Raw genomic sequence first — 22,958 nt, 5'->3', positions numbered from 1 at the left:
GTGACCGTCCGTGGCGTTCGTATCGCACGCTGGACCAACTCCGATTTCAGTCTCCCGTAACGCCCGATCAGAAAGCCCCCGCACCCTTCGCTTTCGAGCACGGGTGCGGGGGTTTTAGTCGTTTCAGCGGCTCAGGGACTCGCGCGCGGGTGTAGCGAACCAGGCGTAGCGCTTCACCACCCGGTCCCGCCAGCGCAGCGAAGGCTTCTCGACGAGCACGTTCGTCAGCATGGATAGGCCCGCGGTGAGTAGAGCGGCGACGATTGCAGTTAGCCACTGGGGCGCCTCAATGACGCGGGCCATAACCCACAGGATTGGGTAGTGCCAGAGGTAGAGGCCGTAGCTGATGACGCCCAGATAGACAACAGGACGCCACGATAGCGCGGTGACGATCGGGCCTCGGCCGAAGGCGGCGTGTGCAATGACGGGCAGCATTCCGACCGTCGCAATCGGCATGCTCAGGGACCTCTCGATGATGCCGCCGGTTTCGAGGCCGAACGCCACCGCGAACACCGCCATCCCGACCCACGCCGCCCACTGGTTCGCCATCCACGTCCGTCCGTGCTCGTGCACCATCGCCAGGACGCACCCTAGGAGCAAGCCGCCAGCCTTCGTCAGCGGGTTGTACGGCAGGTCGTCTCCGGTGAGCACCCAGCCGATCATGCTGACGAGTGCGAACCCCCCGGTGACGATCGCCATGCGCGCGGGTGTCCATCGCAGCGACAGCATCGCGATGAGAAGGAGGGGCCAGAACAGGTAGAACTGCTCCTCCATCGCGAGCGACCACGTGTGGCTCAGGTAGCCGAGGCTCGGGTCCACGAGCGTCATGACGATGTTGCTCGTGTAGGTCAGCGCGACGAGGGTCCCACCGGTCGCGAACCCTGGCGCGGCCCCCACGATCGGCGGGATGAAGAAGAACACGGCAACGACGACGATGAGCGGCGGATAGAGGCGCACGAGGCGGCTGAAGTAGAACGTGCGGAGCGAGATGCGGTCGTCGCGGCGCCACTGCTTCAGCAGAATGCGGGTGATGAGAAACCCGGAAATGACGAAGAAGACGTCGACGCCGAGCCCTCCGGGGAAGCCAGCGTCCGGAAACGCGTGGATCGCGAAGACGAGTCCGACGGCGACTGCGCGTAGCCCGTCGAGCGCGGGCATGTAGGTGAGTGAAGCTGAGCGCACGTCGTCCCCCGATGTTCGTGCTGAAGCGGATCGACACTAGCGGCTTAGGTGACCGGATCCGCGACGGCGATCGTTTGGACGTTTTGGTCGTTGCGCCGTCGAGGCTTCAGCTTCATCGCGTTGCGCTCGATGAGGAACCAGCTCGCCGCTGCGAGGACAAGGGTGATGGCGGTGCTGAGCGCGATGTACGCGGGGATTCCCCACTCGTACACCCGGAACGATGCGAGCAGCTGCTGAACCGGGAATGCGTAGATGTAGGTGCCGTAGGACAGGTCTTGTTCGAACCGAAGTCGGGGCGTTGTGATGAGTGCTCCGATGCCGAAGATGGCGTAGCCGAGGGGCAGTGCGCCGAGGATGCGGTAGTCGGGCAGGAACATCGTGCCGAGCGTGACGCCGCCGGCGATCGCTATGAGCGGCCACGTCAGAGGGATGCGATCCGCGTAGACCCGCAGCACAGCTCCGGCGAGGAACATGACGCCGAAGCGAACGGCGGACTCGGCGAGGAAGTTGTCGACCGGGCCGTATGCGGTGGGGATGAGGGCGAGCGTGGCGGCGAGGAAGAGCGCGAGGATCAGCCAGCGTCGCCGGAGGAGCCCGAACACACCGAGCGCGAGCACGCCGAGGTAGCAGAGGAACTCCCACCACAGCGTCCAGAGTGACCCGTTCCACGCGTCGGTGAAGGGGACCCCGACCGGTGTTCCGTCGATGCGGGGTTGGAAGATGCGGAGGGCTGCGTTCTTGAAGACGTAGCCGACGTTGTCGGGGGACAAGGTGCCGGCGTAAGTGAGGCCGGTGACGACCATCGTCGCAATCGGAGCGATGACGAACGCCGTCACCACCAGACACACCCAGAACGCCGGAAAGATCCGAAGAACGCGCGCCAGCAGGAATCGACCCCACTGCGGGTTCCGTATCCAGCTGCCAACGATCAGAAACCCGCTGACCGCGAAGAAACCGTCGACCGCGGTCTCACCGAGGAACTGACGCAGCGGCTCCCATGCGATCGTTTCTCCCGCCAGCGGAAATGCATGCCACACGATCACGAGGAGAGCAAGAGCCAGCCGGACGGCGTTGAGCGCGTTGGCTCGCGGATCGAACCGTTCAGTGATGGTCGGCCGGTAGGTCACGAGGTGCAAACCTAGCAGCGGCTCGTGTCCCGGCCGTTTTGGGGCCGTTGCGGCTGTTAGGGGTTGGTGCAGGTAAATGCTCCGCTCTCCCTCAGAAGGGTTCGCTTTCAGTTTCTGCGCCTCGGCCTCAGCGCAACGCCGTAGCTTTCCTATCGAAGCCAACAAGCCCGTCGATTTCGGTGAGCGGCAGTGGACAGCGGTGGCGTGCCCAGTGAAGGCGGATTGCAGCTGTTACTTGAGATGGGGTGTGCCGCTTTGCGGCTACCCGCTCACCGGGTGAGGGCGCCCTCGCGGAAGGTGACCCGGCCCGGGCGGCGAACCGAGAAGAGCTGCACTGTTCCGCCGCTGCGCGCGAGCGCGTATCCGCCCTCGACGTGGACGCCGATCATCGGGCCCTCCCATTCGCCGACGACCTGGGTACGCGATCCGGGGGCGACGATTATGCCGCGACCCTCCTTCGTCTGCACGATCGCGAGGCGTGCGTCGAAGCCGGGGACGAGCTGGGCCGAGACGACGTCGTCGAGCCCGGCGGCGGCCGCGAGACGCGCGGCTTCGGGCGGTTCCGGCGGGAGCGGTTGGGGGTTCAGCTCGACCTCGCCGCCATGTCGGCGGAGGAGCATCGCCTCGCTGTCGGGCTGCCACTCGTCGACGAACGCCCCGCCTCGCAGGCTGCGCCCGAGGAACACCGTGCCTGCGACGTCGCGGACGGCCGCGGCATCCGCTTCTCCCATGTCGGCCAGCCATCGGAACTCGGTCGTCTCCACACTCACCGCACCGGTCAGCGGCAGCTGGGAGACGCGCTCGACCGTCACGTCGTGCGCGACGGCTCCCAGCGCGGCGAACACCGGCACGACCGCGTGCCCTGCCTCATCGGCGAACACCGTGGCCCGCAGCCCCAGGGCGGTCACCGTGATGGCCTCGCCCGCGGTCAATCCGTCGAACGTGACGATGTGGCTGTTGAAACCGCGATGCGCGCCGAGACGCGCGAGCCAGTCGGGATCTTCGAGCGGGCCGGTCTTGAGATCGTCGAGGGCCAGCGTCTGGCCGAGAACGACCTTCAGCCACGGTCCGGAGAGGTGCAGACAGTCGTCGATGTAGTTGACCTGCACGTCGAGGGTGCCGTCATCCTTCTGGCGGATGCTCGGGCGCCCGAGATCGACGACACGGGCGCCGCGTGCGGTGCGGACGAGCATGCGGACGTCATTCGTGATCGCGCGCGCCTGGCCGACGGTCAGGTCGAAGCCGGCCCCGGTGGCGTCTGCGCTGAGGAGGCCCTGCAGATCCTCGTGCGGTGGGTAGAGCGTCGCGCTGCACAGGGCGCCGGCATCGGTGAAGGTCACCCCGGCCTGCACGCGGACGCCGGGGCTGTTCGCCGCGAAACTGCGCGGCGGGTTGCCACTGCCCACCTTCGCGCGCTCGCGGCAGCTGCCCCACCAGACGGGGCGACCGAAGCGGAAGACGGTGATGTCGAGCAGGTCGCGTGGCGCGGGGCGCACCGGGCGGACGGGGCCGCCCAGGGTCATCCCGTCTGTGTTCGAGCCGATGCCTCCCCAGCTCGGAACCGACCCGAGGATGTCGGGGAGCGCGGGGAGGGGAATGTCGTAGAAGAACGACTGCGGGCCGTCGTGGGTCGCGGTCGCGAAGGTGCGGCGGATGGCGCTGCGGATCTGCCGGCGCGCTTCGGCTTCGCCGATGCTGAGGATGCCGGTGAGGTCGATGCCCCACGACGCGGCGAGCCGCAGGGTCGACGGGGCGAGGAACTGCGGCTTCACCGTCAGCACGGCGACGACGGCGGCGACCTCGAGTCCGACGACCTCGAGCTGGTACGACAGCGAGGCTCCGATCGCCGGGTCGGGGCCGTTCGGCTGCCAGCTCAGCTGGACGGGGACGCCCTGAGGGATGCGACGGCGCACCAGGCCGAGCGCCTGGTCGACGTCGAGGAAGACACCCCAGTCGTGGGGTGGGATCAGCGCGGAGTCGAGCTGCGGGGTGAAGGCGCCGTCGGCGCCGAAGCGGAGGGCGAGCACTCCGCCGCCCAGGGCGAGGTCGGGCTCGGCGGGAACCTGCGCCTCGAGGGCCGCAACGATCGGGGCGACGTCGAAGAGCTGCTGGCCCTTCAGTTCGGCAAGCTGGTCGTTGACGGCCTGGGCCGCCTCGGCGGGGAGTCCTGCCATGGGCGGTGCCGTGGCATCCAGGATCACAAGGGCTCGGTCTCGGATGCCGATGATGATCTTGGTGACGATGTCGCCGGTCGCCGGATGGGATGCCGGGGCACCGGGGGCCGCCCGCAGGTCGGGCTCGAGCACGACGAAGACGCGGACGGCGAGCGACACCTCGATGCTGCCGTCGGGGAGCTGCGTGAAGGCGACCGAGTCGGGGACGGTGTCGAGATGGTCGACGATGACCGGGAGCGGGGTGGGCACGCACTGGGTGAAGAGCCGGGTTTGCACCGACTGGGTGATCGCGTGGGCGATGACCGATTCGCGGATGTGGAGCTCGAGCGTCATTGGTCTGTCCTCTCCCTGATGGTGGGGAGAGGGGGTTGGCGGGGTGGGTGATACGTGGGGGCGTCGGCCAGCTGGCGCGACGCGAACGACTCATCGCGAGGAAACGTCGCAACGCCGGCAAGATCGGCGCTCGTGAATTGGGGTTTAGTCGGACCGCCTCTTTTTTCCACTCCTTTTCGACTTTATCGGCGCCGACTTGCCTTTTTCTTTTTCCGGGCTATGGTGAGGGCATGTTCATGACCGCACCCTTTGTGACCGCAGCGCAGCCGCTGTGCGCGCGGGTTGTGCGGTTCGTGCTGGACATCGCCGGAGCCCGTCACGAGGTTCTCCCGCCACGGATGACGGCCGCGGGAGCAGCATCCCTCTCGCTCCACCCGTCGCGCTCCACCGTGAATGAGCCCATATTTCTTCGGCTTTTCCCGCAATAACAGCGCGTCGCATATGCGGCGCTTTTTTTGTACCCGATCGGCGGCGTCTCGCGCTGTCGATTTCTTCGTTGCACCCTTTTAGGAGTCCTGATGTCTCTCAACATTGCGCCTCGGTCGGCGCCCAAAATCGATACCGCTCGCATTCGCCGCTTTCTGGAGGAGGAGCTTCGGGAACGCGAAGCGATCATCCGCGAAGCCAGCCCGACCGCTGCGCCGAACGTCGACCCGGTGTCGTGGGCGACAGGCAAGGCGACCCGGCGGGTGATGGATCAGATCACCGCCGCGCTCGACCGGCTCGAAGCCGGAACGTACGGTCGCTGCATCCGCTGCGGCGGCGCGATCGTCGCCGCGCGCCTGGACATCATGCCGTACGCCGAGAACTGCATCGATTGCCAGCGCGATGTCGACAGACGTTGAGGTGCTGCCGGGTTCTCCGGCGGACTCTCCTCGTCCGCAGCCCGCGCGGGAGCCTTCGATCGCCGTGATCGGCGACGCGCTGGAGTGCTTGACGGCGCTGCGTTCGGCGCCGGGAGCACAGTCGCTCGATCCTGGTCACGCGGCCTGGGGCGGATCGCGGGCGGTGATCATCGGCGTCGATATCCGTGGGCTGCGCACGTCCAGGCAGGTGCGGGCAGCTCTGCGGACCACCGAGGACGAGTGCACGTCGCTCTGCGGACGGCTCCGACGACTGAAGCACATCATTCTCGTGCTCAACGGCTCCCTTGTCTCTGAAGACACCGTGCTGCGAATCAGCGACGGCACGGTCCGGCGCATCCACACCCGCCTCGAGCAGGCCTACGCCCGATCGGTCGTGATCACCGCCGTGCTTGCTGAGCATTGCGACGACCGTGAGCTTCTCACGACCCGCCTCATCGCTCGAGTGCGAGAACGCGAATCGCTCGACGCCGGGATCGCGCTGCTCTGGAAAGAGATCGCCCACACCTCGATCAGCGTCGCCTCGATGAACGACTACCTCTGACCGCGCTCGTTCTCTCACCACTTCTTGCCCGAAGGAGTTCACCTTGTTCACCACCACCCCCGTTCCTGCCGCGGTCCGCGTGGTGCACCGCGTGCTGTTTCGAAAGCGAAGAGCGGATGACGCGGCGGCGGTCGCTGCAGAGAGTCTGCGCCACTCGCGCCGTGTCACCGGCACCGCGCCTTCGGCGAAATGGCTCGCGCTCGGCTGACATCTCAGACCCTCTGTAGAGAAAGGAAGGTGCATCGCAATGACCGGCAAAACGCCTCGGAGCACCAACGTCAAGAAGGAGCCGAAGCTCACCCTCAAGGAGAAGCGCGAGGTGAAGCGCGCGAAGGTGGCCGCGGAGTCGGTGAAGCCGCGGAAGTCGCGCTGACCGACGGCGCGACGTCCCTTCTTCATGACCACCTCAGCCCGGATGCGGGCTGGGGTGGTCCCTTCTCGTTGCGCCCGAACGTTCGCGGCCAGCGGCAACCGACAGCGGTCGACGAGTGACCGTTGCGCGGGCATGCCGCCGCGGCATCCGAGGAAGGATCGCGACGTCCGGTCGTGTGGAGGCTCCGGTTCGTTTGTTTGATCGAATGTAAGGGAGGCGGGACGGACTCAATGTCGGAACCCCCTGCGATGATTCTGGTAGGTCATCGAGACGGGGTTCCAGTGGACGCGAACGAGAAGCGGCGGCGGGCGGAGGACAAGCGCGCAGGCGTGTTCGCGGATGAGCTGGCGAAGCTGCGGCGGCGTCGGGCGGCGCTGGAGGCGAAGGAGACCCGGTTGCTCGCCGACGCGTACGCGTTGACGCTGGAGCAGCGATCACGGATCGGGTCGGTGTCGTCCCGGGAGCGGGACATGCCGCTGCGGTCGATGGCGCTGGAACTGGGCATGGCGGTGCGGGTCAACGACCGGTCGATGCAGACGCAGATGCACGACGCGCACGAGTTGATCGAGTTGTTCCCTCAGACGATGGAAGCACTCGTGGAGGGGCGGGTGACGCGGGCGCATGCGCAGGTGATCCAAGACGCCGGCCGGGTGATCGAGGATGCCACCGACCGGGCGGCGTTCGAACGCATCGTCCTCGTCGAAGCCGAACGGCAGACCGTGGCCAGGACGAAGAAGTACGCCATTCAACGTGCCGCGGTCCTCGACCCGAGGCCGTTGCAGGAACGACATGACACCGCGATCCGGGAACGACGCGTGTGGGTCACCGACCTCGACGACACCCTGTCGACCCTGACAATCCTCGGCACGAACGTCTACATCCACGGTGCGTACAACCGGCTCACCGGGCAGGGCACCACGATCAAGGACGTCGACCGCGCCAAACGGCGCGCGCACGCCGCCGCACGGGCCGAAGCTGAAGCGAACGGCGGGAGCGGCGGCACGGGGCCCCGGTCGGGGCCGGGGTCGGGTGCGGGGTTCACGCTCGGCGAGACCGGGACGGACGACAACGGGAACGTCAGCGGAGACACCGCGGAGCCGTGGTTCGACGACCGGTCGCTGGATGAGATCCGCTGCGACCTCGCCCTGGACATGCTCCTCGCTGGGTCTCCGGTGATCGACCCCACCGACGGGGCGAAGGGTGGGTTGGGGGCGATCACCGCCGAGGTGCAGGTCACCATCCCGATCACCACCCTCACCGGCGTCACCGGGTCGGGGGCGGAGTTGAACGGAGTCACCCCGGTCGACCCGGAGACCGCCAGACGGCTGGCCGGAACGGCGAGGGTGTGGGACCGGGTCATGACCGACCCCATCACCGGGGTCGTCACCGCGGTGGACAGGTACACCCTCCATCCATCCCAGACCCGGTTCCTCAACGCCCGCGACGTCACCTGCCGAACACCCGGATGCCGACGACCCGCGAAACTCTGCGACAAAGACCACTCGAGGGACTTCGCGTTGGGCGGACCAACCTCCAACGACAACCTCTGCAACGAATGCGTCAGACACCACACGTTGAAACACGCCACGAACTGGCACGTGGAACAACTGCCCGGCGGCATCCTCAAATTCACTAGCCCCGGCGGGAAGGTCTACGACAGCCATCCACCCTCACGGGTCGCCTTCGTCCCCACCGACGACGGCGCACTCGCGGTCGCACCCTTCTGAGGGCCGCATCAGACGTGCGGCGATGATGAAGACGTCACGCGCCGGTGGGTCCTTGACCGGCCAGCCGACGAACCGGGCAAGACGAACGCGCACGCCGGGCCGGAAACGGTCGACCAGCCGCTTGTGACCGGTTGGCACGGGGTCGAACCGGCGGGGCAGTCCGCCGGGTGGGAGCGCACGGGAGAGTCATGCCGGCGGCCAGTCCGTCATGACGGCACGGACAGCGATGCGCAGCGTTTCGGCTTCGACGTCGACGCGCACGGTGGCGGAGGGAAAGGCGCGTTCTGTTGAGAGGCCGGAGAGCACGGTGGCAAGGAACCGCGCCCGCTGCTCGACGTGCCCTGGCGGGCACGCGCCCTGCGCGATCAGGGTCTCCAGCCATTGTTCGATGCGGTCCAGGCCGATCCGCTCGAGCGCGATATAGGTCGCGGCCTCGTCCTCGGACGGCGGGGATGCCACATAGGCCTCAAACAGAGCTTTCCACTGCTCTCGCGCACGCTCACCAACCCCTCCCTGCGCGAGGAGAAGCTGCAGGCACGCGATCAGACGCTCTGCGGGGGCGAGGGTGTGATCGTTGATCGGATCGTCGGGAATCTCGAGGTCGTACATAGCGGCGACGACGGTGTCGATGAGTTCACGTTGCGTCGGGAAGAAGTGGCGCAAGGACCCTGTACTGACCCCCGCGCGCGCGGCGACCGCTCGAACACTCAAACGCGTCGTCGGATCCTCTCCCAGCATCGTTGCCGCGGCGATCAGGATCTTGGCGCGTGTGCCCGGTTCCTTAGCGTTCGTCTCCATGGCCTGCCTCCCGCGTGACACACGGTCTATCACAGTGTGCTAGCGTAACGCACTCCCGGACTATCACGCTGTACTAGTCCGGGCACCTGATCCCGCCGAACCCCCGAGAGGAAGACGCCATGCGCGACACCCCGATGCACAGCCGACGGAAGGATGACGAACGAAGGCGGTGGGCGAAGCCTGCGTGGGCGCTGGCCGCCGCGGCATCCCTCCTGGTGCTCGCCGGATGCACCAGCGCGACACCGAACGCAGGCGAAGACGCGACCGCCACCGGGCTCGAGCAATTCATGGAGCAGGAGCTTGATTTCGGGGCGTGCGACGCGTCGATCGTGAGCGCCCAGCCGCCTGTTCCCGAACTCGTCGCCGTGGCGGAAGATGCGGAGTGCGCCATGCTCACCGTGCCGATGGACTACGACGACCTCGACGGCGAAACCATCGAGCTCGCTGTGACCCGCAACGCCGCCACCGGCGACGCCGACGCCCGAATCGGGTCGGTCGTCGTGAACCCCGGCGGCCCCGGCATCCCGTCGACCACGTTCAGCCCACTCGTCGCCGCCCTCTGGGCCGGCGGCCCCGTCACCGAGCGCTTCGACATCGTCGGATTCGACCCGCGTGGAGTGGGTCTGAGCCGCCCGGCGATCAACTGCTACACCGACGACGAACGAGATGCGGATGCACCCCTGTCAGCGTTCGGAGAGTGGACGGAGGGATCCGCGCGCGACATCGTGGACAAGTGCGCGGAGGGCTCGGGCAGTGAAGAGATCCTCGCCCATCTCGGAACGCGCGACGCCGTGCGCGACATGGATGTTCTCCGCTCCGCGCTCGGTGACGACCAGCTCACCTTCGCCGGCACGAGCTATGGCACCCGACTGGGAGCGGTGTACGCCGAGATGTTCCCGCAGAACGTCCGCGCCCTCGTCCTCGACGGCGCGGTGGACCCCCTCATGGACACCACCGAACGAAGGATCCAGGCCACCGCGGGTATTCAGGCGTCCTTCCAGCGCTTCGCCGACTTCTGCGCGACGCAGGCAGACTGCCCGCTCGGACCCGACCCCGCACAGGCGACGGCCGTCGCGCAGGAACTCCTCCGACCGCTGGTGAGCGAGCCGCTCATCGCCGCGGACGGCCGTGAGGTCGGTTTCCTCGCCGCCGGGGAGGGAATCGTCTCGGGCCTGTACTCCGAGGCCACCTGGCCCGCGATCATCGCCGGCCTGACCGGACTGCGAGCAGGGCAGCCGGACGCGCTTCTCGCTCTGCGAGACGGGTACTACGGCCGATCCGACACCGGCGAGTACACCGATGCGTTCGAAGCGACCTTCGCGATCAACTGCCTCGACGAAGAACGCCTGACCGCCGAAGAGATGATCGCAGTCGGCGAAGACCTCAACGAGGTGGCGCCGTTCCTCGACCCCGGAATCCCTCCGGTGACGCAGGACGGGTGCGAGTTCTGGCCCGCCGAACCGACTCTCGGCTTCCCCTACGCCACCGATATCGACGGGCTGCCCGAGGTGCTCGTGATCTCGGCCACGGGAGACCCCGTCACCCCGCACGAAGGCGGCATCAGCCTGGCTGAGACTCTCGGCGCACGGCTGCTCACCGTCGACGGCAACCAGCACGGAACGATCATCTCCCGCAACCCGTGCGTCGACGCGGCCGTCGCCGACTACCTGGTCGACCTCGAGCTGCCCGATGAGGGAGCGCGCTGCGCGTTCTGAGCGTGCCGGCCGGCGGGTGACCTCTGCGGGAGAACCTTCGCGCCGAAGCGCAATCCGCCCCCCTCGTGTCCGAATCTCGGAACACGAGGGGGCGGGTCGGTCGTCAACGGCGGTCGGATGGTGCCGGACATCGCGTGCATGACGCTGCCGGCGCACCCTCCCGGAGATTGATCCGGGCTCGACCGCGAATCAGTACTTGGCCGACTGGCCGCCGTCGATCGGGATGACGGCGGCGTTGACGTACGACGCGTCGTCAGACAGGAGGAACGCGACGACCGACGCGATCTCGGGGGCCTCGCCGTAACGCTTGGTGGGGTTGGCCTGGATGAACTGCTCGGCCGCCTGGCGCGGGTTCTCAGCGTCGATCTGCTTCATGGAGTTCTCGACCATCGGGGTCCAGATCGCTCCGGGAGCAACGGCGTTGATGCGCACGCCGAACTCGCCGTACTCGACGCCCGAGTTGCGGGTGAGCCCGACCACGCCGTGCTTGGCGGCGGCATAGCCCGACTGGCGCCCCACACCGCGGATGCCACCGACGCTCGCGGTGTTCACCACGGCGCCGCTCCCCTGCTCGCGCATGACCTTCAGCACCTTCTCGAGGCCGAGGAACACGCCGCGCAGGTTGATCGAGACGACCCGGTCGAACTCGGCGGCCGAGAAGTCTTCGGTGAGGTTCTGCGTGCCCTCGATGCCGGCGTTGTTGAAGAAGCCGTCGATGCGGCCGAAGGCCGCGAGGGTCTCATCGACGTAGCGCTGGGTGTCGTCTTCGCTCGAGACGTCGGCGGTGACGGTGACGAGCGTGGCGTCGGGGGCGACGTCGCGAACGGCCTGCACCGTGGCATCCAGTCCGTCCTTCGAGACGTCGACGAGCGAGAGGTTCGCACCCTCCGATGCCAGGCGCACCGCGGTCGCGCGGCCGAGGCCGGAGCCGGCTCCGGTGATGAGGACGGTGCGGTCGGTGAATCGTTCAGTCATGTCTCTCGCCTTTCGTCTCGAGACATCCGGCCGTTCGCGTTGTGAGCGGGTGACCGGATGCCTCATCTGTGCGTCGTTACCTCAGGGACAACCGCCCACGGGTTGATCTATTCCTCTGCATGAATATGCGTTCGGGGTGGCGGCGGGTTCGGAGCGCGGGATCACCGTTCGTTCACGCCGAGTCCATCTCGTCGACACCGCCCCCTCATGTCACGACGCAGCCGCCTCCGTAGGGTCGCCGGGTCGGCCCCGTGAACGAGTGGGCACGGCTCCCCTCACTTCGAACCGGAAGGTGCTTCGCTTGCCTGCGCGCGCAACACGTCTGTCCTCCTCCCCTCCCCCGCGGCGACGCCTCGCTGCCGCGCTGCTCGTCGCCGTGGTCACCACGACGACGGTGGGAGTCGGGACACTCGCTCCGATGCCGGCGGTCGCCGCACCCGACACGGGCGGCCTCGACCTCGCCGGCGGAGACTCCACCCTTCTCTCCGCCGACTCGCAGACGCTCGCCCCCGGGCTCGAGCTCACCGACTTCCGCCGACTGCAGCCGGCCGGGTGGGTCACCGGCCACGTCATGCGCGCTGATCTCACCACACCCACCCTCTCGCTCGACGTCCTCGACGCCGGCACGGTGTCGGGGGGTGCGACGCTCAGCGAGCAGATCGCCGGCACCGGCGCGATCGCTGCGATCAACGGCGACTACTTCGACATGAACAACTCCACCGCGCCCGTCGGCACCAACGTGTCGCCGACCCAGGGCGTGCGCTCGGCCGCCCCGGATGAGCGCCCGGCGTTCACGATGAGCGACGGGCTCGCGGCCGTGCAGGCGCTGGCCTCTGCGGCGACGGTGACGATCGACGGCACCTCCCACCGTGTCTCGGGCGTCAACAGCCCGGCGATCGGAGCGAATGGCATCGGGTGGTACACCGCGGCGTGGGGGACGCACCCGCTCGCCCGCGCTCTGGGCGCGCCCGCCGCGCTCGCCTCGCCGATGGCGAAGGTCACCGTTCAGGACGGCGTGGTCACCGAGGTGAGCACCGACCCCGCATCCGTCTCTGGCGAGACCGCGATCGCCGACGGCACCGGCGTGCTCATCGGGCGCGAAGCCGGCGCTGCCACCCTGGCCGCACTCGAGGTCGGCGACGCCGTCGACGTCGCCGTCGCGACATCCGCAGACGTCGATCTCGCCGTGAGCGGCGCGCAGCGCCTCATCATCGACGGCGTGCAGACCGACGCCGAACAGGTCGAGGCCGCGCGCACCGCCATCGGCGTGAGCCGTGACGGCACCGAGATCACCGTCGTCACCATCGACGGGCGGACGGGCGACAGCCGCGGCATGACGTTGCAGGAGCTCGGCGACCTCATGCTCGACCTCGGCGTGCACAACGCCGTGAACCTCGACGGCGGCGGCTCGACCATGCTCGCCGTCCGTGAGCCGGGTGAGAGCGAAGCATCCCTCCACAACCGTCCGTCCGACGGCACCGAGCGCGTCGTCGCCAACAGCCTCGCGTTCTTCTCCTCTGCACCGGCCGGGGTCGTCTCCGACGTGCAGGTCGCACCTGCGCTCGACGCCACCGACGCCGACGCGGTCTTCCCGGGGCTGCACCGCACGCTCGCCGGCACGGGTCTCGACGACAACCTCGGAGGCATCGAGGTCGCGGGTTCGTTCCAGACGACGGATGACGCGGTCTCGCTCATTGCGGACAGTGACGCGTCTGTCGTGGTGGAGGGCGTCACTCCCGGAACGGCCACCGTCGCCTTCGCGGCCGAGGGCAAGAGCGCCACGACCCAGGTGCGGGTGCTCGGAGACCTCGAGCGGATCCGTCCGAGCGCGACGGTGATCGCGCTGTCCGAGCCCGGGCAGACCGCGACCGTGCGCCTCACCGGCCTTGACGCCGATGGCTTCAGCGCCCCGATCGAGGCGCGCGATGTCCGTGTCGAGAACGGTGAGGATGTCGCCGTCGAGCCCACCGGACTCGGAGAGTTCACCGTCTCGCCGGTGGTCGACAGCGGTTCGGCGACGGTGACCTTCACCGCCGGTGGCCGAAGCGTCGACGTCGCCGTGACGATCGGGTACGACACCCTCCCCGTCGCCGACTTCGCCGACGCCGCCGAGTGGACCGCCGGCGTCGCGCGTGCCACCGGAACACTGACCCCCGCCACCGGCCCGGAGGGGCAGCCCGCGCTGACGCTGTCGTACGACTTCACCACCTCCACCGGCACCCGCGGGTACTACGCGATCGTGCCGGGAGAAGCCGCCACCGGCGGACGCGTGCTCGAGGGCCAGCCCCAGGCGCTGACGATGTGGATGCACGGTGACGGCTCGGGCGCATGGCCCCGCCTGCAGCTGAAGACCGGCGCCGGAACCACCATCAACCTGGATGGCCCGATGGTCGACTGGACCGGATGGCAGCAGGCCCGATTCACCGTGCCGGCCGGGACGGCGTACCCGCTCACGTTCCAGCGGGTGCGGATGATGGAGACACGCCCCACCGCGAGCTATCAGGGCGAGGTGACGATCGCCTCTCTCGAGTCGGTCGTGGCGCCCGATGTGGAGCAGCCGGTCGCGCCCCGCGTCTTCGATCCGGTGATCGTCACCGACGGCACGGTCGACGACCGAGCGCAGCGCATCGCCGTGATGAGCGACGCCCAGTTCGTCGCCCGAAACCCCGACAGCGAGCTGGTGCAGGCCGCGCGAGAGACGTTCCGCGAGATCGTCGCGGCAGATCCCGACTACCTGGTCATCAACGGCGACCTGGTCGATGAGGCGTCCGTCGCCGACTTCGAGCTCGCCGCCCGGATCCTGGAGGAGGAGATCGGCGACCGGATCCCCTACGTCTACGTGCCGGGCAACCACGAGATCATGGGCGGGGCGATCTCGAACTTCATCGACGCCTTCGGCGACCCGTATCGCTCGATCGACCTCGGCGGCACGCGCATGATCACCCTGAACAGCGCGGCGGGGTCGTTCCGAGCCTCGGGCCTGGAGCAGCTGCGGTTCCTCGACGAGCAGCTCGCCGACGCGGCATCCGACTCATCGGTCACCGGGGTGCTGGTGTTCTCGCACCATCCCGCCGACGACCCGCTGCCGTCCAAGGCGAGCCAGCTCGCCGACCGCTACGAGGCTGCGCAGTTCGTCGAGACTCTCACGCAGTTCCGTGCCGACACCGGCAAGTCGGCGGCGATGGTCAACGGGCACGTCGGCGTCTTCGACGCCACGAGCTACGACGGCGTCAGCCGTGTGCTCGGCGGCAACGCCGGCAAGGGCCCGTCGGGAACCCCGGATGCCGGTGGCTTCACCGGCTGGACGATGCTCGGCGTGAACCCAGGTGCGGGTGTCGTCGGCGCGTCGCCCGAGGTGGTCGTCGACCGGGTGCGCTGGATGCAGGCCGAGACCAAGCCGCGCGTGTCGGCGGTCGACCTCGAAGCGCCCACGGTGCTCGAGGTCGGCGAGACCGCTGCGGTGTCGGCGACCTTCGAGCAGGACGGCGGGCGGGTGGTGCCGGTCGCCTGGCCGGTGTCGGCCGACTGGGCGGGCGACGGCACCGATGTCGTGAGCGACCTGATCAGCACGCCCTCCCGGCTCGAGGCCGCCGCCGAGGGTGTGCTGCGCCTCAACCCGGCGACCGGCGAAGTGACCGCTGTTGCCGCCGGTGAAGCGACCCTGTCGGTGACGGTGAACGGCGTGACCCAGGCGGTGGACGTGACGGTCGTCGGCGAGCCGGGTGAACCCGGCGGGCCTGGAGAACCGGGAGAGCCCGGGGAGCCTGGGGAACCGGGAGTGCCCGGGGAGCCCGGAGAGCCTGGTGAGCCTGGTGAGCCCGGCGGCCAGCCCGGCGGCCAGCCCGGCGATGGAGGGGCCCCGACGAACGGTGGCGACGGTGCGAGCGCGGGTGGTCAGCCGACGGGAGCCGGCGATAGCGATCTCGCGACGACCGGATTCGAGAGCACCCCGCTGCTGTGGACGGCGCTGATCGCGCTCCTCGTCGTCGGCGTCGGTGCCGGGCTCCGAACCTGGCGTGTTCGCCGCGCCGGCCGCCAGGAGGTCTGACCCGCCAGCCGATAGAGTCCCCGGTGCCCCTGTGGCGCCGGGGACTCTTCGTCGTCGCGGTCGCGAGGAGATCCGCGTTCCCGCGGATGAGGTCGTCGCGGCAGCATTTTTTGTGGGTGCGGATCTCCGCAGGAGGGCGAGGCCGAGGCCGGGTAGCGCTTTAGGTTGCGCGCAATTGAGTTGCGTGCAATGCTTCTGTCATGGCTGCTGTCGCGCTCGACGATTTCGTCTGCTTCGCGATGTACACCGCGTCGCATGCGACGACGCAGGCGTACCGCGAGGTGTTGAAGCCGTGGTCGCTGACGTATCCGCAGTACCTCGCGATGGTCGTGCTCGCCACCGGCGAGCGCACCGTCAGCGCTCTCGGCGAAGAGCTGCACCTCGACTCGGGCACCCTCTCCCCGCTCCTGCGACGGCTGGAAAGCCGCGGTCTCGTCGCCCGCCGGCGTGACGAGAGCGACGAGCGGGTGGTGCGGGCGAGCCTCACCGACCAGGGGCGTTCGGTCTACGCCGATGTCGTGGCGGCGGCCGGATGCCTCGTGCCGGGCTTCGTCGACAGTGGACGCAGCGTGCCCGAGCTGCTGGCCCAGCTGAACGCGATCACCGCGAACATGCGGGCGCTCGCGGGCGAACTGCGCGCCGCCTCCTGACGCGCTTCGCCGCGGCATCCGTCACCTCTTCATCCCCCACGAAAGGACACTCATGGACGCCCTTTACACCGCAGAAGCACTCGCCACCGGCGGAGGTCGCGACGGCCACGTGCGCACCGCCGACGGCATTCTCGACACCGACGTGCGCGTGCCGAAGGAGCTCGGGGGCGCCGGCGGCGCGCCGAACCCCGAACTGCTCTTCGCCGCCGGCTACGCGGCCTGCTTCCACAGCGCGCTGCAGAGCGTCGCGCGGACGCAGAAGGTGAAAGTCGATGGCTCGAGCGTCGGGTCGCGCGTCTCGCTGGGATCGAACGGCAACGGCGGGTTCCAGCTCGCGGTGCTGCTCGAGGTGAACATCCCGGGGGTCGACGGCGAGGTCGCACAGCAGCTCGCCGATGCCGCCCACCAGGTGTGCCCGTACTCGAACGCGACGCGCGGCAACATCGAGGTCACGGTCTCGGTCGTCGACGACTGACCGGACGCGGCGCCGGATTCATGCGCTGAGGTGCACCCTTCGGACGAACCGGCGCTGCCAGGGCGTCTCGACTGCTCTGGGTCGGTAGTTGGCCCGAACCCACGCCACCGCCTCGCCGGCGGGCACACCGTCGAATCTGGCGAAGAGGGCGAGCGCGGTGCCGGTGCGGCCGGTGCCGCCGTCGCACGCGACCTCGACCCGCTCCGTCGCGGACCGGTCGTAGGCCTCGCGAAGCGCGGCGATCGCGTCTGACGGCGTGCGCGGCAGGCGGAAGTCGGGCCACGCGATCCACCGTGACGGCCAGCGCTCCTCGTGGTACTGCGCCGTGAGATAGAGGCCGAAATCGGGTGCAGGCTCGAAACCCGCCGAGCCGTCTCTCAGGCCGCGTCCGCGGATGCGCCGACCGCCCGGCAACGTCACGACACCCTCGAGGTCGGGCGACCACTGTGTCATCCGTACGCCTATCGGGCCAACGCCGCGATGCGGTTGATCGCGGCCGCGAGGACGATCACCCCGAGGACGAACGACAGCACCGCATGCCGGAGCACCTGGCGCCGGATGAGCGAGCTGGTGATGCTCGTATCGGAGACCTGGTAGGTCATGCCCAGGGTGAAGGCGACGTAGGCGAAATCGCGATACTCGGGCGGCTCGGACTGGTTGAAGTCGATGCCGGCGCCGCCGAGACGGTAGTAGATGCCCGCGTAGCGAAGCGTGAAAAGGGTCTGAACCAGGCACCAGGATGCCGCAACCGTGGCGAGTGCGGCCGCGGCGAGCCCGAAGCGCGCAGCCCCCAGCACCGTGCCGGATTCGACGAGCAGCAATCCGATCGCGCCGATGCTCGCCAGAGTCGCCACGATCAGGAGGGTCTGCGCGACCGGCTGCGTGGGATCTTCGCGCGTCGCGTGACTGGCGGTCTCGGCCGGGCCGAGCCGGAGGACGCCCAGCCACACCCAGAGGATGTAGGTCGCGGCCGCGGCGATCCAGCCGACGGCGGGGGCGAAGACCCACTCCCCGGCCACGCTGACGACAAGGGTGACCCCGAGGAACACCGCGAACATGATCGCGACGCGGAAGCCCGCCCGGTGCTGGATGCCGGAGAAGGCGCCGGGGTCGAGCGGTGCAGGAATGTTCGACGGCGTCGGAGCTTCGTCGGCGGGCGGGGTGGTCATGGTGCGGTTCTACCACCCGGAGGGGTCGTCGTCGACGGATGGATGATCCGCTCCGTCCCGCACTACGCCTGCCTCTTGACGCGGTGTCGGCACCGGGGAGCACACTGAGCACATGACACCCACGCCGCGGCGTGTGCAGGGCACCTACTACACGCTCATGCTCGGCAACACCCTCGCCGCCTCCTTCATCTGGGGCATCAACACGCTGTTCCTCCTCGATGCCGGATTGAGCAACCTGGAGGCGTTCGCGGCCAACGCGTTCTTCACCGCGGGCATGCTGATCTTCGAGATCCCCACCGGAGTCGTCGCCGACACCCTCGGTCGCCGGGTGTCGTACCTCCTCGGAACACTGACGCTCGCGATCACCACGGCGCTCTACTGGTGGCTCTGGGTGATGGAGTCGCCGTTCTGGGCGTGGGCCGTGGTGTCGATGCTGCTCGGGCTGGGATTCACGTTCTTCTCGGGGGCCGTCGACGCGTGGCTCGTCGATGCACTCCGCGCGACCCGTTACACCGGGAGCCTCGAGACGGTGTTCGGGCGAGCCCAGATCGTCGGCGGGGTGGCGATGCTGTCGGGGTCGGTGCTCGGCGGGGTGATCGCGCAGCTGACCGATCTCGGGGTGCCGTTCCTCGTGCGCGGCGGAATCCTCGTGGTGATGCTCGTCGTCGCCGCGCTGCTCATGCGTGACCTCGGCTTCACCCCTGACCGCAGCGAGGGACCGCTGCGCGCGACGCGAACGGTTTTCCGGGCGTCGGTGACGTATGGACTCGGGAACCGACCGGTGCGTTGGCTGATGCTCGCCAGCCCCTTCGCCGCCGGCGTCGGCATGTACGTGTTCTACGCGCTGCAGCCGTACCTGCTCGAACTCTGGGGCGACGAAGAGGCGTACTCGATCGCGGGGTTGGCCGCCGCCCTCCTCGCCGGCTCCTCGATCGTCGGCGGCGCACTCGCGCCCTGGGTGCGGCGGCTGTTCCACCGCCGCACCACCGTCATCCTCATCGCGACCGTGGGGAGCATCTTCGTTCTCGTCGTCCTCGGACTCGTGCAGAACTTCTGGGTCGCCGTCGTGCTGCTCGCCGCGTGGGGCATCGTCTCGGCCATCGACGACCCCGTGCGCCGCGCCTACCTCAACGACATGATCCCGTCGCAGCAGCGAGCCACGGTGCTGTCGTTCGATTCGCTGCTGGGGTCCGGCGGGGGCGTCGTGTGGCAACCCGTGCTCGGGCGCGCCGCCGACATCGGCGGTTATGGACTGTCGATGCTGTGGAGCGGGGTGATCAGCGCCGTCGCCGTGCCGTTCGTGCTGCTCAGCCGAGCGGAGAAGGATCCGGCGGACGAGGTGACGGCGGTGAGCGGCGAGACGGATGTCGTGTCGGATGCCGGGCCGGAGCCGTCGCTGGATGTGACGTAGGGCTCAGCGCTACCGCGCGAGAGTGAGGATCTCGGGGTCGCCGTCGCTGATGGCGATGGTGTGCTCGGTGTGCGCGGTGCGGCATCCGGTGGCGCTGCGGAGCGTCCAGCCGTCGGGATCGGTGATCAGAACGTCGGTGTCTGCCATCACCCAGGGCTCCAGGGCGAGGAGGAGGCCCGGCCGCAGCTTGTAGCCCCGCCCCGGGCGGCCGATGTTCGGCACGTGCGGGTCGCCGTGCATGGTGGTGCCGATGCCGTGGCCGCCGAACTCGGTGTTCACGAGGTATCCCGCATCGGTGAGCACGGTGCCGATCGCGTGGGAGATGTCGCCGATGCGATTGCCCGAACGGGCGACGTCGATGCCGGCGGCGAGCGCGCGCTGGGTGACGGCGATGAGCGCGGCGTCTTCGGCGCTTGCGGGGGTGTCGGGGGTGTCGGTGGTGTCGGAGTTCTCCGCGCCGACGATGAAACTGATGGCGGCGTCGGCGGCGATGCCGTTCTTCAGCACGGCGAGATCGAGGGTGAGGAGGTCACCGGGCTGCAGGGCGTAGTCATGCGGCATCCCGTGGAGAACGGCGTCGTTGACGGCCGTGCAGATGTAGTGACCGAACGGGCCGTTGCCGAAGGATGGCGCATAGTCGACGTAACACGACTGCGCGCCCGCCTTCTCGATGAGCTGCCGCGCCCACTCGTCGATCTCGAGGAGGTTCACGCCGACGGTCACGCGCTCGCGCAGTTCCTGCAGCGTCGCCCCCACGATCGCGCCTGCGGAACGTGCGTGCTCGAGTTGGCGGGCGTTCAGGATTTCGATCATGGGGGCGCTTTCGGGTTGGGGATGCGGCCAGGCCAGGCGGTATAAGAATACCGGGCCGATAATACCGCTAGGCTTCTCGCCATGATGGTGCGCCTGCCTCACACGCCCGAGACCCTCGCGCGGGGCCGACGCGTCGGCGCCTTCCTCCGCGAGGCGCGGGGCAACCGCTCGATCGTCGATGTGGCCGCGTGTGCGGGGATCTCTGGAGAGACGCTGCGCAAGATCGAGACGGGGCGCCTCCCCACCCCGTCGTTCGAGACGGTGGCCGCCGTCGCCGCTGCGCTTCACCTGTCGCTGGACGAGATCGCCGAGCACGCTCGCGGTGAGGACGTCGCGCTTTCGGCCTGAGGATCGGGAGGATCCCGATTCGGGGGCGCCCCGTGCGCACGCCCCCGGCTATGCGACCGGCGCTGTCGAGAGCGTCGACGAGCGCCCGGCGTTCCGAAGGGCGAGGCCGCACACCAGGGCGGCGACCAGGGCGATGCCCGCGGCGCCGACGAACAGCCACGAGAACCCGCTGGTGAGGGCCTCGGATGCCGCGGCCCCGCTCTCGAGGACTGCTTCCGTGCGAAGCGCGGCCAGCGTGCCGAGCACCGCCAGGCCCAGGGCGCCGCCGATCTGCTGGCTGGTGTTGACGAGGCCGCCGGCGAGGCCGGACTCCCCGTCGTCGACACCGTCGACCGCGAGCTGCGTCGTGGTGACGAAGGCGCCGCCCATTCCGACTCCGATGAGGATGCTGGGCCCGAGGATGTCGGTGACGAACCCCGCGTCGGCGGGCGCGAACGACAGCCAGACGAGACCAGCCGCCAGGATGACCAGCGAACCGATCATCGTCGCCCTGAGGCGGAAGCGCCCCACGACGGCGGGCACGATCCCCGCCGCCACGACGAGGGCACCCGCCAACGGCAGCTGCGTGAGTCCCGCCGTCAAGGCGTCGTACCCGAGGACGGCCTGCATGAACACCGACAGCGCGAAGAACAGCGACACCATCGCCGCTCCGATGAGGAGCATGACGATGTTGCCGACGCTCAGACTGCGGTTGCGGAACACGGTGAGCGGGATGAGAGGCTCGGCCGCCCGCCGCTCGATCAGAACGAACGCGACGCCGAGGATCGCCGCGGCGATGGCCAGACCGACGGTGACCACGTGGAAGACACCGACCTGCTCGACGGCGCTCAGCGCGCCGACGGCGGCGACCAGGGCGCCGGGGATGGTGGCGGCCCCGGGCACGTCAAGCCTCCGTCGCTCGGCTGGGGCATCCCCCACGATCAGCAGCGGGACGACCACGAGCACGACGGCACCGACGGGGACGTTGATGAAGAACACCGACTGCCATCCCAGGGTCGCCGTGAGCACACCACCCAGCAGCACCCCGACAGCCGAGCCGATGCCCGCCACGCCGCCCCAGACCCCCAGGGCCTTGGACCGGTCGGCCGGGTCGACGAAGAGGCGCATCAGCAGAGCCAGCGCAGCGGGGGCGAGGAGCGCGGCCGAGGCGCCCTGCAGGGCACGCGCGGTCAGCAGCATCCCGTCTGTGAACGACAACCCCGCCAGTGCGGAGGCGGCGACGAACCCCGCGGTGCCGAGGAGGAACACGCGACGGTGACCCCACCGGTCGCCGAGGCGCCCGCCGAGCAGCAGCAGGCCACCGAAGGCGAGCACGTACGCGGTGATGACCCAGGCGAGCGCGACGGTGTCCATTCCGAGCTGGGCGCCGAGGACCGGCAGGGCGATGTTGACGATCGAGGCGTCGAGGACGACGAGGAACTGCGCGAGGGCGAGGACGCCCAGGGCGAGCCAGCGCCGGGCGCCCGGCGGGTTCGGTGCGGGTGCGGCGATTCTCGCTGTCGCGGGGAGGCGCGATGCGGTCGTGGCAGGCGATGCGGTCATGGTGGTTCCTTTCGGGGTGAGGGGTGGAGACATGGAGCGAGTGAGTACTCACTCACTCTTTCGGGCAAAGAAAAGGGCTTGCCCGCGGGCGGCGTTCACCGCGGGTGACTCATGCCCTTCAGCAGCAGGCGGGCCCAGTCGGCGGTGACGCCCTCGAGCCGGGCGGTCACGATGAGGTGGCAGAGCTGACCGTAGGCCACGAAACGCTGCACATCCTCGTCCGTTCCGGCCGACCGGGCGCGGGCGAAGTCGACGACGCGCGCGAGTCCGGCTCGCAACGCGTCGCCGATCTCGGGAATCTCGGCAACCGACTGGGCGTGCACCTGGAGCATCAGCAGCGCACTGTCGCCGATGAGGGCCGCGTACGCGTCCCCCATCGCCTCGAGCACGTCGGCGGGAAGGGGCGACTCCGAGGCATCCGCTCCCTCTGCGAGCGCCGCGATGATCCGGTCGAAGCACTCGTCGAGCGCTGCGACGAAGAGCGACTCTTTTCGCGGGTACAGCTTGAATGCGTACGCCGGGGAGATCTTCGCTTCCCGCGCGACATCTGCGACCGTCGTGCGGTGGTAACCGCCACGACCGAACTCTCGCAGCGCCGCCGCCGCCACGAGGGGACGGCGGGAGTCGGCAGTCGAGAGAACGGTGCGCGGCGTCATGAGAGTGACTGTACACTCACTCCGCCCTGAAACGA

21 protein-coding genes are annotated in these 22,958 nt (G+C 68.9%); 11 read left to right on the top strand and 10 right to left on the bottom strand.

The window, feature by feature from the left end; translation table 11 throughout:
- Positions 1-123: 123 nt before the first annotated feature.
- From V6S02_RS01230 to V6S02_RS01220, 3 genes are all read right to left on the bottom strand, one after another.
- Positions 124-1,158, bottom strand: coding sequence for an acyltransferase family protein (locus V6S02_RS01230; protein WP_336399539.1), 1,035 nt, complete (start codon positions 1,156-1,158; stop codon positions 124-126).
- 68 nt (positions 1,159-1,226) lie between these two features.
- Positions 1,227-2,309: an acyltransferase family protein gene (locus tag V6S02_RS01225; RefSeq protein ID WP_336399538.1), complete on the bottom strand. Its 1,083-nt coding sequence runs from the start codon at positions 2,307-2,309 to the stop codon at positions 1,227-1,229.
- Positions 2,310-2,578: 269 nt separating this feature from the next.
- Positions 2,579-4,816 (bottom strand): hypothetical protein, encoded by a 2,238-nt coding sequence (locus V6S02_RS01220; protein WP_336399537.1) that lies wholly within the window; start codon positions 4,814-4,816, stop codon positions 2,579-2,581.
- 455 nt (positions 4,817-5,271) lie between these two features.
- Between V6S02_RS01220 and V6S02_RS01215 the strand changes: the two genes are divergently transcribed.
- The 5 genes from V6S02_RS01215 (at position 5,272) to V6S02_RS01195 (ending at position 8,323) form a co-directional block, all read left to right on the top strand.
- Entirely contained in the window at positions 5,272-5,661 is a 390-nt protein-coding gene (locus V6S02_RS01215) for a TraR/DksA family transcriptional regulator (protein WP_336399536.1), read from the top strand.
- The gene (locus V6S02_RS01210; protein WP_336399535.1) at positions 5,645-6,223 is read left to right on the top strand and encodes a hypothetical protein; all 579 of its coding nucleotides are present in this window, start codon (positions 5,645-5,647) and stop codon (positions 6,221-6,223) included. The genes V6S02_RS01215 and V6S02_RS01210 overlap by 17 nt, the downstream gene beginning before the upstream one ends.
- Before the next feature lie 43 nt (positions 6,224-6,266).
- A complete protein-coding gene (locus V6S02_RS01205) occupies positions 6,267-6,431 on the top strand; it encodes a hypothetical protein (protein ID WP_336399534.1) in 165 nt (54 codons plus the stop codon).
- A 39-nt stretch (positions 6,432-6,470) separates the two neighbouring features.
- Positions 6,471-6,596 (top strand): hypothetical protein, encoded by a 126-nt coding sequence (locus V6S02_RS01200; protein ID WP_276310438.1) that lies wholly within the window; start codon positions 6,471-6,473, stop codon positions 6,594-6,596.
- A 281-nt stretch (positions 6,597-6,877) separates the two neighbouring features.
- Positions 6,878-8,323 (top strand): HNH endonuclease signature motif containing protein, encoded by a 1,446-nt coding sequence (locus V6S02_RS01195; RefSeq protein ID WP_336399533.1) that lies wholly within the window; start codon positions 6,878-6,880, stop codon positions 8,321-8,323.
- A gap of 186 nt (positions 8,324-8,509) precedes the next feature.
- Here V6S02_RS01195 and V6S02_RS01190 read toward each other — a convergent pair whose 3' ends face one another.
- On the bottom strand, positions 8,510-9,121 hold the full coding sequence (locus V6S02_RS01190) for a TetR/AcrR family transcriptional regulator (protein ID WP_336399532.1): 612 nt from the start codon (positions 9,119-9,121) through the stop codon (positions 8,510-8,512).
- 119 nt (positions 9,122-9,240) lie between these two features.
- Here V6S02_RS01190 and V6S02_RS01185 point away from each other — a divergent pair, with 119 nt between their 5' ends.
- A complete protein-coding gene (locus tag V6S02_RS01185) occupies positions 9,241-10,836 on the top strand; it encodes an alpha/beta hydrolase (RefSeq protein ID WP_336399531.1) in 1,596 nt (531 codons plus the stop codon).
- A 189-nt stretch (positions 10,837-11,025) separates the two neighbouring features.
- Here V6S02_RS01185 and V6S02_RS01180 read toward each other — a convergent pair whose 3' ends face one another.
- Positions 11,026-11,811 carry an SDR family oxidoreductase gene (locus tag V6S02_RS01180; RefSeq protein WP_336399530.1) on the bottom strand — a complete coding sequence of 262 codons (786 nt, stop codon included), beginning with the start codon at positions 11,809-11,811 and terminating at the stop codon, positions 11,026-11,028.
- Positions 11,812-12,112: 301 nt separating this feature from the next.
- Here V6S02_RS01180 and V6S02_RS01175 point away from each other — a divergent pair, with 301 nt between their 5' ends.
- The 3 genes from V6S02_RS01175 to V6S02_RS01165 all read left to right on the top strand — a co-directional run bounded on the left by V6S02_RS01175 (position 12,113) and on the right by V6S02_RS01165 (position 16,984).
- A complete protein-coding gene (locus V6S02_RS01175; RefSeq protein ID WP_336399529.1) occupies positions 12,113-15,859 on the top strand; it encodes a phosphodiester glycosidase family protein in 3,747 nt (1,248 codons plus the stop codon).
- A gap of 200 nt (positions 15,860-16,059) precedes the next feature.
- Positions 16,060-16,509, top strand: a complete 450-nt coding sequence (locus V6S02_RS01170) for a MarR family winged helix-turn-helix transcriptional regulator (protein WP_336399528.1) — start codon at positions 16,060-16,062, stop codon at positions 16,507-16,509.
- A gap of 52 nt (positions 16,510-16,561) precedes the next feature.
- A complete protein-coding gene (locus tag V6S02_RS01165) occupies positions 16,562-16,984 on the top strand; it encodes an organic hydroperoxide resistance protein (RefSeq protein ID WP_336399527.1) in 423 nt (140 codons plus the stop codon).
- An 18-nt stretch (positions 16,985-17,002) separates the two neighbouring features.
- On the opposite strand, the gene V6S02_RS01160 is transcribed toward V6S02_RS01165, so the two are convergent.
- Positions 17,003-17,437, bottom strand: coding sequence for a protein-tyrosine phosphatase family protein (locus V6S02_RS01160; RefSeq protein ID WP_336399526.1), 435 nt, complete (start codon positions 17,435-17,437; stop codon positions 17,003-17,005).
- 8 nt (positions 17,438-17,445) lie between these two features.
- Positions 17,446-18,153 carry a DUF1345 domain-containing protein gene (locus V6S02_RS01155; RefSeq protein WP_336399525.1) on the bottom strand — a complete coding sequence of 236 codons (708 nt, stop codon included), beginning with the start codon at positions 18,151-18,153 and terminating at the stop codon, positions 17,446-17,448.
- A 112-nt stretch (positions 18,154-18,265) separates the two neighbouring features.
- On the opposite strand from V6S02_RS01155, the gene V6S02_RS01150 reads away from it, so the two are divergent.
- Positions 18,266-19,564: an MFS transporter gene (locus V6S02_RS01150; RefSeq protein WP_336399524.1), complete on the top strand. Its 1,299-nt coding sequence runs from the start codon at positions 18,266-18,268 to the stop codon at positions 19,562-19,564.
- Between the two features lie 9 nt (positions 19,565-19,573).
- On the opposite strand, the gene map is transcribed toward V6S02_RS01150, so the two are convergent.
- Entirely contained in the window at positions 19,574-20,377 is an 804-nt protein-coding gene (map, locus tag V6S02_RS01145; RefSeq protein WP_336399523.1) for a type I methionyl aminopeptidase, read from the bottom strand.
- A gap of 84 nt (positions 20,378-20,461) precedes the next feature.
- Here map and V6S02_RS01140 point away from each other — a divergent pair, with 84 nt between their 5' ends.
- Positions 20,462-20,725: a helix-turn-helix transcriptional regulator gene (locus V6S02_RS01140; protein WP_336400755.1), complete on the top strand. Its 264-nt coding sequence runs from the start codon at positions 20,462-20,464 to the stop codon at positions 20,723-20,725.
- A gap of 48 nt (positions 20,726-20,773) precedes the next feature.
- Here V6S02_RS01140 and V6S02_RS01135 read toward each other — a convergent pair whose 3' ends face one another.
- Both V6S02_RS01135 and V6S02_RS01130 read right to left on the bottom strand, forming a co-directional pair.
- Complete coding sequence (locus V6S02_RS01135; RefSeq protein WP_336399522.1) at positions 20,774-22,267, bottom strand: MFS transporter; 1,494 nt, start codon at positions 22,265-22,267, stop codon at positions 20,774-20,776.
- 95 nt (positions 22,268-22,362) lie between these two features.
- Complete coding sequence (locus tag V6S02_RS01130; RefSeq protein ID WP_336399521.1) at positions 22,363-22,923, bottom strand: TetR/AcrR family transcriptional regulator; 561 nt, start codon at positions 22,921-22,923, stop codon at positions 22,363-22,365.
- Positions 22,924-22,958 lie beyond the last annotated feature (35 nt).

Origin of the sequence: Microbacterium sp. CCNWLW134, from assembly GCF_037083565.1 — a bacterium.
Classification (GTDB): Bacteria; Actinomycetota; Actinomycetes; order Actinomycetales; family Microbacteriaceae; genus Microbacterium.
This window is presented reverse-complemented; position numbering and strand designations above follow the sequence as displayed.

What these genes read in the sequence shown, in the direction of transcription:
- V6S02_RS01130 (WP_336399521.1), bottom strand. Translation starts at nt 22,923, where the DNA reads ATGACGCCGCGCACCGTTCTCTCGACTGCCGACTCCCGCCGTCCCCTC.
- V6S02_RS01180 (WP_336399530.1), bottom strand. Translation starts at nt 11,811, where the DNA reads ATGACTGAACGATTCACCGACCGCACCGTCCTCATCACCGGAGCCGGC.
- map (WP_336399523.1), bottom strand. Translation starts at nt 20,377, where the DNA reads ATGATCGAAATCCTGAACGCCCGCCAACTCGAGCACGCACGTTCCGCA.
- V6S02_RS01230 (WP_336399539.1), bottom strand. Translation starts at nt 1,158, where the DNA reads ATGCCCGCGCTCGACGGGCTACGCGCAGTCGCCGTCGGACTCGTCTTC.
- V6S02_RS01135 (WP_336399522.1), bottom strand. Translation starts at nt 22,267, where the DNA reads ATGACCGCATCGCCTGCCACGACCGCATCGCGCCTCCCCGCGACAGCG.
- V6S02_RS01150 (WP_336399524.1), top strand. Translation starts at nt 18,266, where the DNA reads ATGACACCCACGCCGCGGCGTGTGCAGGGCACCTACTACACGCTCATG.
- V6S02_RS01200 (WP_276310438.1), top strand. Translation starts at nt 6,471, where the DNA reads ATGACCGGCAAAACGCCTCGGAGCACCAACGTCAAGAAGGAGCCGAAG.
- V6S02_RS01165 (WP_336399527.1), top strand. Translation starts at nt 16,562, where the DNA reads ATGGACGCCCTTTACACCGCAGAAGCACTCGCCACCGGCGGAGGTCGC.
- V6S02_RS01185 (WP_336399531.1), top strand. Translation starts at nt 9,241, where the DNA reads ATGCGCGACACCCCGATGCACAGCCGACGGAAGGATGACGAACGAAGG.
- V6S02_RS01220 (WP_336399537.1), bottom strand. Translation starts at nt 4,816, where the DNA reads ATGACGCTCGAGCTCCACATCCGCGAATCGGTCATCGCCCACGCGATC.
- V6S02_RS01140 (WP_336400755.1), top strand. Translation starts at nt 20,462, where the DNA reads ATGGTGCGCCTGCCTCACACGCCCGAGACCCTCGCGCGGGGCCGACGC.
- V6S02_RS01170 (WP_336399528.1), top strand. Translation starts at nt 16,060, where the DNA reads ATGGCTGCTGTCGCGCTCGACGATTTCGTCTGCTTCGCGATGTACACC.
- V6S02_RS01155 (WP_336399525.1), bottom strand. Translation starts at nt 18,153, where the DNA reads ATGACCACCCCGCCCGCCGACGAAGCTCCGACGCCGTCGAACATTCCT.
- V6S02_RS01160 (WP_336399526.1), bottom strand. Translation starts at nt 17,437, where the DNA reads ATGACACAGTGGTCGCCCGACCTCGAGGGTGTCGTGACGTTGCCGGGC.
- V6S02_RS01190 (WP_336399532.1), bottom strand. Translation starts at nt 9,121, where the DNA reads ATGGAGACGAACGCTAAGGAACCGGGCACACGCGCCAAGATCCTGATC.
- V6S02_RS01210 (WP_336399535.1), top strand. Translation starts at nt 5,645, where the DNA reads ATGTCGACAGACGTTGAGGTGCTGCCGGGTTCTCCGGCGGACTCTCCT.